Source organism: Methylobacterium guangdongense, assembly GCF_038442355.1.
GTDB classification, from domain to species: domain Bacteria; phylum Pseudomonadota; class Alphaproteobacteria; order Rhizobiales; family Beijerinckiaceae; genus Methylobacterium; species Methylobacterium guangdongense.
The window spans coordinates 57584-72099 of record NZ_JBBXMX010000006.1; the positions used below are offsets into that span (position 1 = coordinate 57584).

Below are 14516 nucleotides of genomic sequence, written 5' to 3' on the forward strand. Positions count from 1 at the left end.
GACATGATCTCGAAGATCCTCGATGTCTCCGTCCACCAGCGCTGGCTGGTGCTGCTCCTGTCGCTGCTTGCGGCCGCCTTCGGCGGCTACGCGGTGACCAGGCTGCCCATCGACGCCGTCCCGGACATCACCAACAACCAGGTGCAGATCAACACGACGGCGCCGTCGCTCTCGCCGGTCGATATCGAGAAGCAGGTCACCTACCCGGTCGAGACCGCGCTCGCCGGCATCAAGGGTCTGGACTACACCCGCTCGCTCTCGCGCAACGGCTTCTCGCAGGTCACCGCCGTCTTCGCCGAGAAGCTCGACATCTACTTCGCCCGCCAGCAGGTCGCCGAGCGCCTGTCCCAGGTGAAGCGGGACCTGCCGCCGGGTGCCGAGCCCGCCATGGGGCCGATCTCGACGGGCCTCGGCGAGATCTACATGTGGTCGATCCGCTACGCGAAGCCGGGCGAGCGGACGGTCGCGGCCGGGGGCGAGCCCGGCTGGCAACCCGACGGCAGCTACCTCACGCCCGAGGGCCAGCGCCTGAGAACCGAGCTGGAGCAGAAAGCCTACCTGCGGACCGTGCAGGACTGGATCATCCGCCCGCAAATCAGGACCGTGCCGGGGGTGGCCGGGGTCGACGGCATCGGCGGCTTCGAGAAGCAGTATCACGTCCAGCCGGACCCCAACACGCTCGCCTCGCTGGACCTCTCCTTCGCCGACGTCGCCCGCGCGTTGGAGAGCAACAACGCCAACCAGGGCGCCCGCTACCTGGAGGATAACGGCGAGGGCTACGTCGTCCGCGCCGCCGGGCGGCTGGAGACCATGGACGACATCGGCAACGTGGTCGTCGCGACCCGCGGCGGCGTGCCGGTGCGGGTCAAGGACATCGCCGAGGTCCGCATCGGGCGCGACCTGCGCACCGGTTCGGGGAGCGAGGACGGCCAGGAGGTCGTCATCGGCACCGCGCTGATGCTGATCGGCGAGAACAGCCGCACGGTGGCCGCCGCCGTCGACGCGCGGATGGACCAGATCCGCAGGAGCCTGCCCCCCGGGGTCGAGGTCCAGACCGTCCTGGACCGGACCCGCCTCGTCGAGGCGACCGTGAGAACGGTAATCAAGAACCTGTCCGAGGGCGCGGCCCTCGTCATCTTCATCCTGTTCCTGCTGCTCGGCAACATCCGCGCCGCTCTCATCACCGCGCTGGTGATCCCGGTGGCGATGCTGATGACCATGACCGGCATGGTCGAGGCGCGGATCTCGGCGAACCTGATGAGCCTGGGCGCCCTCGATTTCGGGCTGATCGTCGACGGGGCGGTGATCATCACCGAGAACGCGCTGCGCCACCTCGCCGAGCGCCAGCACGCGCTCGGGCGGACCCTCGACACCGCGGAGCGCTTGGCGACGGTGCGGGCCTCGGCCGAGGAGATGATCAAGCCCTCGCTCTACGGGCAGGCGATCATCGTCCTGGTCTACGTCCCGCTCCTGACCTTCACCGGGGTCGAAGGCAAGATGTTCGAGCCGATGGCGCTGACCGTGATCATCGCCCTGATCGCCGCCTTCGTGCTGTCGCTGACCTTCGTGCCGTCGCTCATCGCCATCGTCATCACCGGCAGGGTGACCGAGACGGACAACCGCATCATCCGGACGCTGAAGGCCGTCTACCGGCCGGTGCTCGGGGCGGCGGTGCGGGGTCCGTTTGCCTTCATCGGGGCGGCCCTGCTGCTGCTCGTCGGGGCGGGTCTTCTGTTCAGCCGGCTCGGGACCGAGTTCATCCCGCAACTCGACGAGAAGAGCATCGCGCTCAATGCCACCCGCATCCCGTCGACCTCGCTGAGCCAGTCGCAGGCGATGCAACTCAACGTCGAGAAGGCGGTCTCGAAATTTCCCCAGGTGGCGTACGTCTTCTCGAAGACCGGCACGGCCGAGGTCGCCTCCGACCCGATGCCGCCGAACTCGTCCGACACCTTCGTCATGCTCAAGCCGCAGGAGGCGTGGCCCGACCCGAGCCTGTCGAAGGCCGACCTTCAGGAGCAGATCGAGAAGGCGGTGGGGGCGCTCGCGGGCAACGTCTACGAGTTCTCGCAGCCGATCCAGCTCCGCTTCAACGAGCTCCTGGCCGGCACCCGCGGCGACCTCGCCGTGAAGGTGTTCGGCGAGGAGTTCGCGCCGATGCTGAAGACCGCCAACCAGATCGCGGCGGTCCTGAAGGGCATCGATGGCGCCGAGGACGTGAAGGTCGAGCAGACGGCGGGCCTGCCGTTCCTGGAGATCACGATCAACAAGGCCGAGGCCGCCCGCTACGGCCTCAGCACGGGCGCCATCCAGGAGGTCATCGGCGCGGCCATCGGCGGCAAGGAGGCCGGCGTCGTGTTCGAGGGCGACCGGCGCTTCCCCATCGTGGTGCGCCTCACCGACACGGTCCGCGAGGATCGGGAGGCGCTGGAGAACATCCCGGTGCCGCTGCCGCCCGGCCCGAACGGCAAGGCGAGCTCGGTCCTGCTCAAGCAGGTCGCGCGCTTCTCGGTGACGGAGGGGCCGAACCAGATCTCGCGCGAGAACGGCAAGCGGCGGGTCGTCGTCACCGCCAACGTCCGCGGCCGCGACATCGGCTCGCTCGTGGCGGAGGCGCAAGGAAAGGTCGGGAGCCAAGTGCCGCTGCCGCCGGGATCCTACGTGACCTGGGGCGGGCAGTTCGAGAACCTCGCCTCGGCCAAGCAGCGGCTCCTGGTGGTGGTGCCGGTCTGCTTCTTCCTGATCTTCCTGCTGCTCTATTCGGCCCTGGGCTCGCCGCGGGACGCGCTCCTGGTGTTCAGCGCCGTGCCGCTGGCGCTGACCGGCGGCATCGCGGCCCTGTGGCTGCGCGGCATGCCGGTCTCGGTGCCGGCGGCGGTCGGCTTCATCGCGCTCTCGGGCGTGGCGGTGCTCAACGGGCTGGTGATGCTGACCTTCATCAAGCAGCTCGTGGTGGAGGGCCGCCCGAAGCGGGAGGCGATCCTGGAGGGGGCCATGACCCGGCTGCGGCCGGTGGCGATGACGGCGCTGGTCGCCTCGCTCGGCTTCGTTCCGATGGCCATCGCCACCGGGACCGGCGCGGAGATCCAGCGCCCGCTCGCCACCGTGGTCATCGGCGGCCTGATCAGCGCCACCCTGCTGACGCTGGTGGTGCTGCCGGCCCTCTACGCGCGCTTCGGCAGGGTCGGGCCCGCCAAGGCCGCGCCGCAGGCGCGGGAGCCGGATCAGCCCCGCCTCAAGGCGGCGGAATAGGACGATCCGGAGCCGTCCCGTCCCGCGGCCGCGCCGGCCGTCCTCGCGCCGGCATGTCCGGCCGAGCCGGCGGCGGGACAGGACGACACCCCGTTCGGCTCGGCCTGGGGACCGGTCGCCGACGAAACGTCATTCGCGAGAGCGAGACCACGGATGCCTCCGCGCCTGAATGCGGCCGTCAGAGGCGTGGTCGGACGGTCTGAAAATTTATCGGGCCGCCGCTAAACCCCGGCTGCAGCGGCACAATCGCCACACAGACTAAGACGCTATCAATTCACCAGGAAAGCCTGGTGGTGCGGGCAGTCTGATGCGAACCCGTCTCCGTAAGAAATTTCCCTATTGGCGCGGAAACAATAGGGAAAGACTTCGGTAAAACGCGCCGGACGCATGGCGGCTCGGGACATCGCAGCAGATACAGTAGCTGAGCGGCGTTTTCCCCACGAGCGTGAGCAATGAACCAAAACAGCGCGTGCAGGGAATTACGAAAACAATTAGGGTCCGGGATTCGCAGGATGACCGTTGGCTTGGGAACGACGCTTTGCCAGGAGCAGACCAGCTGCTTTGCGCCCATCTCGGCCGCCCAGTCGCGTTTGGTGACTTCTCCGAAGCAGACATCGGGGCGGTCTCAACAAAAGGTCTGCTCCTCGGCACTTCCGGCCCTCCGCTCAAAGCCGATAGAATGGCCATGCCGATGACCGGCCCAGTGCTCCCTCGCCATCGAAGATGCCAGGGGCACGCACCAGCGGCACGAGCTCGAACGGTATGGCGTCTGTTCGTTCATGGTCATCGGCACCGCTCAGTCGGCGAGCGGACACATCGTCTTCGGCCAGACGCTCCCGTTCATCAGTTGCGGCTTCATGGCTGCCGTGCGGACGGCGCGTCAGCGTCGTGAAGGCCAGCCCACGAAAAGGCTGAGGCCTGCCCGAAGCGGCTCCGCGCACGGCGAGGAACCCATCCTGCCTGCGGTGCTCAGGTCATCGCCTACGGCAACGCGCCGGTCATGCCGACGTTGCTGAGAAGCGGTGCAGGCGCAGGTTGAGGCCATCGACGACGCTATGCAGCTCCTGTCCGGGTCGTATCTGACTACCTTCTGCGGGTGCAGGACGAGATCGACGCCGTTCGTGAAATGCCGGTCTTCGCCTTCGAGGCGAGCCCGATGCCGGGCCGACCCCAGCAGGCCGTCATCACACGCCGCTCGCGGCCCGGCCGAGATCCATGCCTCCGCATGCGAGCGGAAGCGATGGCGTGTCAGGAGTTCGCATTCGGAGCGAAGAGCCCCGCTGACGGACTTGGGGTGAAGGGGCGCGGCTCCGGCGTCGGTGCAGGTATGGCCGCCCGAGCCAACCGACGGGCGGACATCCATCCTCTGGTGCCGGCTGCCGCCCGGCTGAAATCCGCTGTCGCCCGCACGAGGCTGACGCGGACAATCAGGAACGCACTCATCCCTCACACCACGGCGTGTCGAAGGGCAGACCGCACCGGATCGCGAGGCCGCGGCGCGCTCCGGCGCCAACTTTCACCGAAATGCCGATCAAGAGCCGCATCTCGAATGTCGCCCGCCGGAGGCGCTCCCGCTCTGCCGCGGAGCGGTCGATTCGGTCAGAGGCGTCATCCACAACTCCTGACTGAACCTCTGCCGCCGGTGCTGTGGCAAGGAGGCCACCCTCCGCGATCGGCGCCGCCTCGCCGACGGCGCGTTGCAGCGCTTGAGATAGCCGGCGTGAAAGATCGTGTTCCAAGCAATTCGCGCCTCGCCGGACCGGATAAAGTTAGAATTTTTTTTCATTGAGTAGAATCCGGCTTAAGCCGACGGCAAGCTTGGCTGTTAAGTTCAAATTGTATCGACTATTGTCAGTGAGCACATCGGATCATCGATTTTTGCTATCTCCAAATCTTCAAAACAGATACCATCAGTATATCGAGATCACAGACATCCGATTCTATCGAATTTCGCTGGACAGGCCGATCCGCAATGGTTAAGGCTGTAAATGCAGTGTAGGCCGCGGGCGGATCGCGGTCAGGCCGCGTATAGGGCCGGAATTAATCAATTCAGATTGGTCGATCGCGACCCGTGCGCCATTCCGCGCCCGGGATGCGAAGTGCTGCGCGTGTTTTGCCTCGCGCCGTAGTCCATCTCCCAGAGTTAATCAATATTCGATGTGGTAAATTAGTCTGCGCAAAACGCGAAAACTGCTTAGCCCGCATTTCGTGGCTAGACGCCCGGAAAAAATCGGTTACTAAATGCCTAAGGTTCGATCGGGGTGGATGTTCCGGAACGACACCTGACGCACCCCACGAGATGGCGCGTCCAACGAATTCAAAGTCTTCAAGGGAGACTCAATCCATGAAAAAGCATCTTCTCGGCCTGTCCATGGGCGTCGCGGCTTGCGCTCTCGCGGGTGCCGCCTTCGCTGCCGGCAGCAACCAGTCCTACACTGACCAATCGGGCGCTGGTGGAAGCATTGTCATCAATCAAAATTCGGATGACAACGGCCGTGTTTTGACTGCTGGCGACGGCGGTAATAACTATGTCGGCTACAGCGGCCATTCATTCCAGCAGTCCGGTTACGGCAATGCCCTGACCGTTAACCAGACCGGCACCAGCAACGCCCTCGGTTTCGATGTCGGCTCTCAGGCTGGCACGAACAACACCGCGAACGTGCTGCAGCAGGGTCGGGACGGCCGCGTCGAGCTACTGCAGAACGGCAGCAACAATGGTCAAGTCTCGGGCCGCGTCTTCCTGGACTCGAATGATCAGTCCACTGCGAGCAATCTGATCAAGCAGGACGCCAACGCCCTGCGCAGCACCATTGATCTGCGCCAGGACGGCTCCAATGGCGGCGAGTTCAGCTTGATCCAGAGCGGCACCGAGAACCGGCAGACCGTGCGCCAGTCGGGCGATGGCAACCAGGTGTCAACCAACCAGGCCTCGACGACCAGCAACAGCAGCATCTCGGTCACGCAGACGGGAACTTCGCTCCAGAATCAGAATTACGCCGGCGCTTATCAGAATAATCAGGCGTTCAGTGCGATCACCGTGACGCAGACCGGCAATAACAACCGTGTCGATGCTGGCCAGCAGAATTACTACAATTCTGGCACCAATGTCGGGAACGTCATCCAAGCAACACAGAGCGGGAATAGCAACAAAGCGTACACCTTCCAGTACGACGGAAACAGCAACCAGGCTTACACCACCCAGTACGGCAACGCTGGGACGGCCGCCATTTTCCAGCGTCAGGGAGATGGCAACTACGCTTCGATCGCGCAGGACAGCGGCAGCTATAACGCCTACGCCAGCCTCCAGCAGGCCGGCACCGGCAACTACGCAACCTCCTCGCAGGGCGGCGAGAACAACACTCTGCGCGGGCCCGGATCTGAGTTCCGCTATCCCTATCAGCAGGCCGCTTATCAGAACGGCAACTATAACCAGCTGTTCAACACGCAGCGCGGTTCAGGCAACACGGCCGATGTCCTGCAGCAGGGCAATAGCAACTACCTGAGAAACGATCAGTACGGTTCGCGCGGCACCATGACGTCCGTCCAGGTCGGCAACTCGAACCAGGTGTTCAGCAACCAGACGTCTGGCAGCGACTTGGCGATGCTGATGGTGACGCAGAACGGCAACAGCAACTACGTCAACTCGACGCAGGATGGTATTCGGAACCAGGCCACCCTGCTTCAGAGTGGCGATAACAACGTGATCAATGGCCAGCAGATCGGACAGGACAATCACGCCACCGTGTCGCAGTACAACAACTCCAACACGGTGGGCTACGCTCAGAGCGGCACCGGAAACCGTCTAACCGTCACGCAGCGCTAATCGTCTCAATAGAGACAAAATACGCGGCGTAGATCCGTGTGGGGGCCGCGCTGACTAGTGCGGCCCTCCTCATTTCTGTATCCGCGAGGCCACAGTATGCCGTTATCTGCTCCTCCCGATCCTCCGGCGCTGCGCTGTGAATTGACCCAACAGGTCCGGGGTGCGACCGTATCGATCATGGGATTGGTATTCGCAAGCGAAGTTAAGGTGGGCACGTATCAGCTCCGGGTCGTGAAGAAGGGTCCGGCCGGCACCTCTGTTCTCAATCAGGGCGGAACGTTCACGGCCAAGCCTTCCGAGGCTAGTCCGATCGGACATCTGGCTCTCAGCGTCGAGGCGGGCGGCGGCTACACCGCTCACCTTCTGGTAGCGTCCGGTGACAGCCGCGCCGAATGCGAGGATGTCCATGAGAGACTCTAGGAAGGCAACCCTTCAAGGCCGCGCTGCACTGGCGCTCATGAGTCTGTTCGGGGCTGGCCCTGCCGCGGCGCAGACGGTCCTGACCCCCGAGGCGCAAATGGCCACGCCGGCTCAGGAATACGCAGTGATTGGCCGCGAGACCATCCCGATCCCGCTTCTCTCGATTGGCGGAAACCGGGCCTCCGTCACGCAGACGGGGCAATCCAATGCGCTCAACCTTGAGCAGCAGGGCCGCTCCGTCGCGATGACGCAACAACTCGGTTCTTCCAACGCGGCAAGCGCGACGCTGCGCGGCGATCAGAACGCCCTATCCCTCATCCAGACGGGCACCGGCAATACGAGTTCGATCACCACGATCGGCTCTAACACTGTCGGCGTCCAGCAAATCGGGGACAACAATCGTTCCGACATCAAGCTCTTTGGCCAAGGCGCAACTGTGACCAGCCAGCAGATCGGATCCGGCATGAGCAACGCAATCACTCAGGGCGGAGTCGGCAAAGCGGTTTCCGTGGTCCAGAGCCGATAGGCCGGGTCTGTTAGAGGATTGAAGATGCGCACCAGCCTCACCGCCGTCACGGCGCTGCTGACCCTCGCCGCCTCTGGAGCGCAGGCCGGCAACCTCATCTATCAGCCGGTCAACCCAGCTTTCGGCGGCAGTCCGCTCAATGGCAACTGGCTGCAATCTGAAGCGACGGCGCAGAATTTCTACCAACGCGAGGAGCAGCGTCGGTCCACTATCCAGAGCACGCTTCAGCAGCAGCAGCAGAGGCAGACGCCTGGCCAAATTTTTGCCCAGCAGCTGCAGTCCCAGCTTTACAGCTCCCTGGCCAACAAGATCACGTCCGCGATCTTCGGCGAGAACGCGCAGAACAGTGGCCAATTCAGCTTTCAGGGAACGACGATCTCGTTCGCGCGCGATGGTGCGAACGTGAATGTCACGATCAACGACGGACAAACAATCACGCAGGTCACCGTTCCGTCCGGGCCATAATGAAATCTAAAACTTGATGCTTCACGGGTAGCATTGACCGCTATAACGGCATCAAGCGGGGGGATATTGTTTTGGTTCGCAACCTGTTGCGCTGCGCCGCCTTGGCCGCCGCCATATTTACAACCAGTGCGTGTTCCCCCGGGTCCTGGCTCAGCGATCCGTTGTTGGAGGCGCCCACCATCACGCCGCAATCGGCGACGGGGTTCAATCTGACGAGCCTGCCGCCGCCTTTGCGCAGTGTCGATATCGCGGTCTACAATTTTCCGGACCTGACCGGCCAGAACAAGCCCAACGACAACATCGCCGAGTATTCGCGCGCGGTGACCCAGGGCGGCGCGGCCTTCGTGGTCGATGCCCTGCGCCGGGCCGGCAACGGCGCGTGGTTCCGGGTCGTCGAACGCGCCAACCTCGCCGACGTGCTGCAGGAGCGCCAGCTGATCCGGGCCACGCGCACGGAATTCGCGCCCGAGAACGCCAAGCCGCTGCCCCCGGTCCGCTTCGCCGGCTTGATCGTCGAGGGCGGCATCCTGGCCTACGACGCCAACACGATCACCGGCGGCCTCGGTGCGCGCTACCTCGGCATCGGCGGCGACGTGAAGTATCGCCGGGACATCGTCACGGTCGGGATGCGGATCGTGTCGGTGCAGACCGGCGAGGTGCTCGACAGCGTCACCGTGACCAAGACGATCTACTCGGTCGCCCTGGATACCAGCACCTACCGCTACACCGCGCTCAACAAGCTGCTGGCCGTCGATGCGGGCATCACCCGCAACGAGCCCACCCAGATGGCGGTGCGCGAGGCGATCGAGCTCGCCGTCTACTCGACCATCATGGAGGGCGTGAAGAAGGGCCTCTGGCGCTTCCGGGATCCCGGCGTCGGACGTCTCCTGGTCGATGAGTACCTGCTCCGCGATAAGGGGGAAGTCCCCGTCGAGGCGGTCGCCCAGGCGCCGAACCGGGAGGTCGTCGTCACGGCGAAGAACTGACCATGACCGTCCGCCTGACAGCCGCGCTCGCCGCGGCCGCCGCACTCCTGACGTTCGCCGTGATCCCGCAGGTCCGCGGCAACAGCGCCGCCGTGCCGCGGATCGCGTCGGCGTCCTTCGGCGCACCCGATCAGGCGACCGAGATCAAGCCCGCGGCGAAGGCGGCCCTCTCCAGTCCCATCGCGGCGATCGATCTGCGCGATATCGCCCTGCGCGACAGCGGTCGGCCAGCATCCTCCGAGCCGATGCTGGCGCTCACGGAGGGTGCGGGCCCGGGCCAGCCCGCCACTGCGCTCTGGGGCGCATGGCCCGTCCGGCATCTCAACGTCAGCTTCAGTCCGCTGATCTCCGACGCCGCCGCCCGTACGGGGTTGCCCTACGATTTCCTGTACCGCCTGCTGCGGCAGGAAAGCGGATTGCGGGCCGACGCGATCAGTCCCAAGGGCGCCCTGGGGATCGCGCAGTTCATGCCGGCGACGGCTCTGGAGCGCGGTCTAACCAACCCGTTCGATCCCAGTCAGGCGGTCATCAAGGCGGCCGAGCTGCTGCGGGATCATTGGGTCCGCTTCGGCAGTCTCGGGCTCGCGGCGGCGGCCTACAATGCCGGCCCCGGACGGGTCGAAAAGTGGTTGGCCGGCCTGTCCGGCATGCCGCAGGAGACGCGCGACTACGTGCAGATCGTGACCGGCCGGACGGTGGAGGGCTGGGCGCCGGCCGGACGGTGGGCCTCTCTGGAGCGCGGACCGGACCAGATGACCCTGTCCGGCCCGGGATTGGCGGTCCGGTCGCCGACGATGCCGGGCGCCCTGTCGCTGCATCCCCTGGCCGAACGGCCGACCTCGCACCTCAAGGCCGGGAAGGCCGGCCCCCGCCGCATCGAGGCGCGGCGCCTCGACGCCACGGCCCGATCAGAGGACGAGCTGTGCGCTCTGGTCGGCGGTCAGTCCAACGCCTGCATCGTCAGGAGGACCTATTGAGCCCGCGTGCCGCGCCGAAGCGGCGCGACCTGCTCGACGCGCACCGGATCGAACGCGACGGGCCGGACCGGCGGGCGCGCACGCTCCCGGCGATCGGCTCGGCGGTTGCCGGCCGGAATGGGGCCGGCCTGCCGCAGGAGCTTCGGGCTGACGATCGGATCGGACGGACTCCGATCGATAGGAGGCCCGAGCCGCTGGCCCTGGATCAGGTCAATGCAATCGCGAAGGATCGTCGGGTCGCGCACGAACGTGCAGTCGTTGATGTTCACCGGGACGTTGCGCCGCTCGATGAATTGCGCCCGGACCCCCGTGACCGATGCCAGGACGAGAAGGGATGACAGGATAAGCTTTCTGCACATGGAAGATGATCGGCCTGCACGGTGATCGATCGTGGGCGCCGTCTGTCAACAGCTGTCGACCCAACCTGTCGGCCCAACGTTGTCCATGCCGGGAGGTTCCCGAAGCTGCATCGAGCCCGCCGCTGCAAAGTATCGGAAACTTATTCTGAAATAATTCCCGGTTCAATTTTGAGCCAGTAAAGACATCCGTGTAGCGCGATCGCTGCCCGATTTGTCGTGAGGATCACCCTGTGAGAACGCTCGGCATCCCGTTCGACCCGAAACGCCAGGTCGGGTCCCCGCGCTCCGGTGGCTGGCGCCGGCGGCACCATGACCTGCGGCGGTGGGTGCCTGCCTGCCTCGCCGTCTATCCGGCGGTGGCCTGGGCGACGGCCGCGTTTGCGCAAACGCCGAAGGCTGAGGCCCCCAAAGGTGAGGTTCCGAAGACCGAGGCGCCCGCGGCAGCCCAGAGCCCGGCGCCCGCCGAGGCGCGACCGGCCAGCTGCGATGCGGCATGCGTGCGCGCGGGGGCCGAACGGGCCTCGCAATCCTGTGCGCCCCGGATCGAGAACGAAGCGCCCTTCGACTTCGAGTGGCTGACACGTCCGTATGGCGGCATCTTCCAGGAGGCCGATCCGCCGGCGGCCGGCAGTGCCGTCGTGCGCTACAAGGGAGATTCGATCCGCTTCATGAGCCCGCAGCGGGAATGGGTCCGCATCACGTACGAGTGCGCCTTCAATTCGGTCACCCAGCGCGTCGAGGGCGTGACGGTCCGTCTCGGCCGGTTGAACGGGCGCGGCCTGCCGCCGAACCCCCAGGGTGGACGCGTGGCGACCGCCCAGCCGCAGCCGGGTGGACCTGCCGCCCCCGTCGCCCTGCCGCCCCCGAAGCGCAAGCCGAAACCCGGGGAACCGAGCAGCATCGAAATTCTTCAGGTCAATCCCACCGGCCGGTAAGTGCGGACCTGCGACACCCCGCATGTCCGTTAGCGAGGGACACTATGAAACTCCGAGTCGCGCTTATCCTCTGCGTGACGGGCTTTGGCGCTTCCGCACAGACGCCGGGCAATGTGAACGATTGCACGTTGCTGCCCGATCCAGTTGCGCTGAAGCGCTGCGTCGACGGTTTCGGCCCGCAGAGTCTCCGATCGTCGAATACGCTCCCGCTCCCCACCAACGCGCCGGAATCGGTGCAACCGGAAGTGCGGTCAAAGATTGCGCCTCAGGTGCCGGCGGAACCGCGTTCCGACGCTTGGCTGCATGACCGCGCGGCGGTCCCGAACACAAGGCAAAAACCGTCTGATGCGATTCAGCTGAATGAATAATCGACCGACGCGAAACCGCGCTCGGTGCCCCGTTTCGGGGAGCGATGCACCCCGTCAGCCATGCATCCGGGCCGGCGACCGACCGGGCCTCGACACATCGTTCGTCGCGTCGCGGATCACCGTTGGCGAACGGTCAAGGTCGAACCCGTTCCGCTCTGCGTGTAGGCGACAAAACTGCGGGTGCCGGATTGTGTGATGGTGGCCTTCTCGCCGGATCCGGTCTGCATGCCGGTGACGCCGTTGTATGACCCGTCTTGTTTGATGGTTGCGGTCTCGTTCTGCCCAACCTGAAGTATCTGGATCGCGTTCTGGGTCCCGGTTTGGCTGACGAGCAGCATTGCGAGGTCGCCCTGCGTGACGTTCAAGCGATTCCCCGTCCCCGATTGATCGACATTGAGGATGGTGTGCCGGCCCCTCTGTCGGACGGTCGTCGCGTTGTCTGTTCCGGAAGGCGTAGGGACCGCGCTGCCGCCGAGATCCGCGTTGCCCGTGAAGAGCGCGTTGCCGGACGCCGGTGCGCTGGGTGTCGACGCGTTGCGGCCCCCGATCGCGATCGCACCGGTCCCAATTGTGGTCCCGCCGTAAGCGTCGGCGAGGCTGATGCTGCCTCCGTCCGCGCGGGCCGGCGCGGCGTACGTTGCCGCGCTCAGGAGCGCACCGAGTGAGAGACCAATCAGTCGGCTGTCACGGCGGAGAAGCAGACGCATGAAACTTCGCGGCATCCGGAACGGTCAGGCAGCCGCTCAAGGATACGGGGAGGGAATTAACGGGCGATAAAGCGCTGCTGTCACGCCGCAGCTATGACCGCCGCTGCGCTATACCGGGACCATACAGGTAGGACGAGGGGGGGATAGCGGAGACCGCCCGGTGGAGGGCGACGTTGATGCTGCCCCAGCGAACCTTCCGGGCGGCTTTCATTCGTGCGGCCGCTCACGAAGATCGCGCGTGGGCGGGACAGGCCGTTGCGCTCCGCCAAACGGCCGCGAACGAGGTAGACGAGATAGGCTGAGGCCGGCGACGAAGTGGATCGACCAGACCTCGCCCTGAGGTAGCAGCGGCGCTGAGAACTTGACGGTCCGCGCCACGGGCGCATCGGCCGAGATCCGAAGGCTGGCGATCGCGACGATCCGATGAATTACGATCGTGCCCATGTCCGAGGGCGAATGCCGGTCAACGCGCCCTGCGCCCTCCGAGACCTCTCCGGCGAGGACGCGATCGATCTCCGGACCACGGAGGGCAAGGACCTCGCGTGCGCCGTCCGGGCGTTGATTCGCCGCGTGGTCCCGAAACCGGACCCGGACTCGCACGGCGCCCACCTCGAGGTCGCCCTCGCCGAGCTCGGCTTTTACGATCCTGGCGCCCCGGTCGACGCGGGGCCGGTCCGGGTCGTCCGGGGCGCGGACGTTCCGCCCAGCCGCGAGGACCGGCGGCGTCAGAGAGGGCTGGAGGAGGCCGAGCGCCTCCTTGCGTCCGGCTGCTGCAGCCTGGATCGGACGACCTGGGCTGCGATCCGGCACCTCGTCCCGGCCGAGAGGCTCGATGGCCGTCGTGTCGGCGGCAAGGCGCTGGTCGAGGCAATGCTTCTCGCGCTGAGGCTCCGCCGCGCCGCGACGGACCTGCCGGATCGGTACGGCAGCCCGGCGGCGAGGAAGCGAGCGATCAAGAGCTTCGTCCGCTCCGGATGGTGGTCTCGCGTCGCCTCGGCCTTCAGGTCCGAGGCTCCACACCTCCTCGACGGCGTCGACCCGGGGCACTTCGACTACCTGATACGGCCCGGGGCGCGTGCCACGGACGGGGCGGGCAAGAAGAGGCCGCGGCGGAACACGGGCATCGTCGTCGCCATGCTGTCGCGCCCCCGAGGCGCGACCCTCGCCGAGATCTCCGCCGAGACCGGTCAGAGGAGCCGCACCATCCGTGCGGCGATCTCGCGCCTCCGCTGCCATCGCGGCTTCCACGTCGTGAAGTCCCGGCGGCCGGACGGGTTGAACGCCTGGCGCGCATCGGCTGCGGCGCGCTGACGCCATGCGCCGGTGGGGAGGCCTCACGACCGAAGCGGGCCTCCCCGATGATCGCCGCGCGCTCGGACGCCCCCGGCCCGCTGCCACTGACCGGGAAACGGATGGCCGTCGCAGCCTCGATGCCACCATCCGGGACATGCTGGCTCGACACCACCACATGCATGCCGAATTGGCGCAGACGCCGCGTGCAGGTGGCGCGGCGTCGGAACAACACGGCGGATCGGAAGGCGCGGAGTGCCGCCGGTTCCGCCGACGGTCGATCGACGGATTGGTTAGCCTCGATTGCCGGCACCCGGTGCCCGAACCCCGATATGCGGCCGGATGATGCCTTTTTTCGGGGCGTGGCCGAAGCCGCTGCCTTCATCGTCTAGGCCCGCGCTGTCGTTG

At 65.9% G+C, this 14516-nt stretch carries 11 protein-coding genes; 9 read left to right on the top strand and 2 right to left on the bottom strand.

Features of this window, described 5'->3' with window-relative positions; all coding sequences use genetic code 11:
* Window positions 1–3: 3 nt before the first annotated feature.
* The 7 genes from AAHG09_RS13720 to AAHG09_RS13750 all read left to right on the top strand — a co-directional run bounded on the left by AAHG09_RS13720 (window position 4) and on the right by AAHG09_RS13750 (window position 10449).
* Window positions 4–3252 carry an efflux RND transporter permease subunit gene (locus AAHG09_RS13720; protein ID WP_342107860.1) on the top strand — a complete coding sequence of 1083 codons (3249 nt, stop codon included), beginning with the start codon at window positions 4–6 and terminating at the stop codon, window positions 3250–3252.
* 2344 nt (window positions 3253–5596) lie between these two features.
* Entirely contained in the window at window positions 5597–7075 is a 1479-nt protein-coding gene (locus tag AAHG09_RS13725) for a hypothetical protein (RefSeq protein WP_342107862.1), read from the top strand.
* Window positions 7076–7171: 96 nt separating this feature from the next.
* Window positions 7172–7495 carry a curli-like amyloid fiber formation chaperone CsgH gene (gene csgH / locus AAHG09_RS13730; protein WP_342107864.1) on the top strand — a complete coding sequence of 108 codons (324 nt, stop codon included), beginning with the start codon at window positions 7172–7174 and terminating at the stop codon, window positions 7493–7495.
* A gap of 97 nt (window positions 7496–7592) precedes the next feature.
* Complete coding sequence (locus AAHG09_RS13735) at window positions 7593–8021, top strand: hypothetical protein (RefSeq protein ID WP_342107865.1); 429 nt, start codon at window positions 7593–7595, stop codon at window positions 8019–8021.
* Between the two features lie 24 nt (window positions 8022–8045).
* Window positions 8046–8486, top strand: a complete 441-nt coding sequence (locus tag AAHG09_RS13740) for a curli production assembly/transport component CsgF (RefSeq protein ID WP_342107866.1) — start codon at window positions 8046–8048, stop codon at window positions 8484–8486.
* A gap of 71 nt (window positions 8487–8557) precedes the next feature.
* On the top strand, window positions 8558–9472 hold the full coding sequence (locus AAHG09_RS13745; protein WP_412760037.1) for a CsgG/HfaB family protein: 915 nt from the start codon (window positions 8558–8560) through the stop codon (window positions 9470–9472).
* A 2-nt stretch (window positions 9473–9474) separates the two neighbouring features.
* On the top strand, window positions 9475–10449 hold the full coding sequence (locus AAHG09_RS13750) for a lytic transglycosylase domain-containing protein (RefSeq protein ID WP_342107867.1): 975 nt from the start codon (window positions 9475–9477) through the stop codon (window positions 10447–10449).
* Here AAHG09_RS13750 and AAHG09_RS13755 read toward each other — a convergent pair.
* Window positions 10443–10808 (bottom strand): hypothetical protein, encoded by a 366-nt coding sequence (locus AAHG09_RS13755; RefSeq protein WP_342107868.1) that lies wholly within the window; start codon window positions 10806–10808, stop codon window positions 10443–10445. The two genes, AAHG09_RS13750 and AAHG09_RS13755, sit on opposite strands and share 7 nt — an antisense overlap.
* A gap of 230 nt (window positions 10809–11038) precedes the next feature.
* Between AAHG09_RS13755 and AAHG09_RS13760 the strand changes: the two genes are divergently transcribed.
* Entirely contained in the window at window positions 11039–11743 is a 705-nt protein-coding gene (locus AAHG09_RS13760) for a hypothetical protein (RefSeq protein WP_342107869.1), read from the top strand.
* Window positions 11744–12227: 484 nt separating this feature from the next.
* On the opposite strand, the gene AAHG09_RS13765 is transcribed toward AAHG09_RS13760, so the two are convergent.
* A complete protein-coding gene (locus AAHG09_RS13765) occupies window positions 12228–12818 on the bottom strand; it encodes a hypothetical protein (RefSeq protein WP_342107870.1) in 591 nt (196 codons plus the stop codon).
* A 456-nt stretch (window positions 12819–13274) separates the two neighbouring features.
* Here AAHG09_RS13765 and AAHG09_RS13770 point away from each other — a divergent pair, with 456 nt between their 5' ends.
* A complete protein-coding gene (locus AAHG09_RS13770; protein WP_342107872.1) occupies window positions 13275–14129 on the top strand; it encodes a DUF3489 domain-containing protein in 855 nt (284 codons plus the stop codon).
* Window positions 14130–14516: the final 387 nt, after the last annotated feature.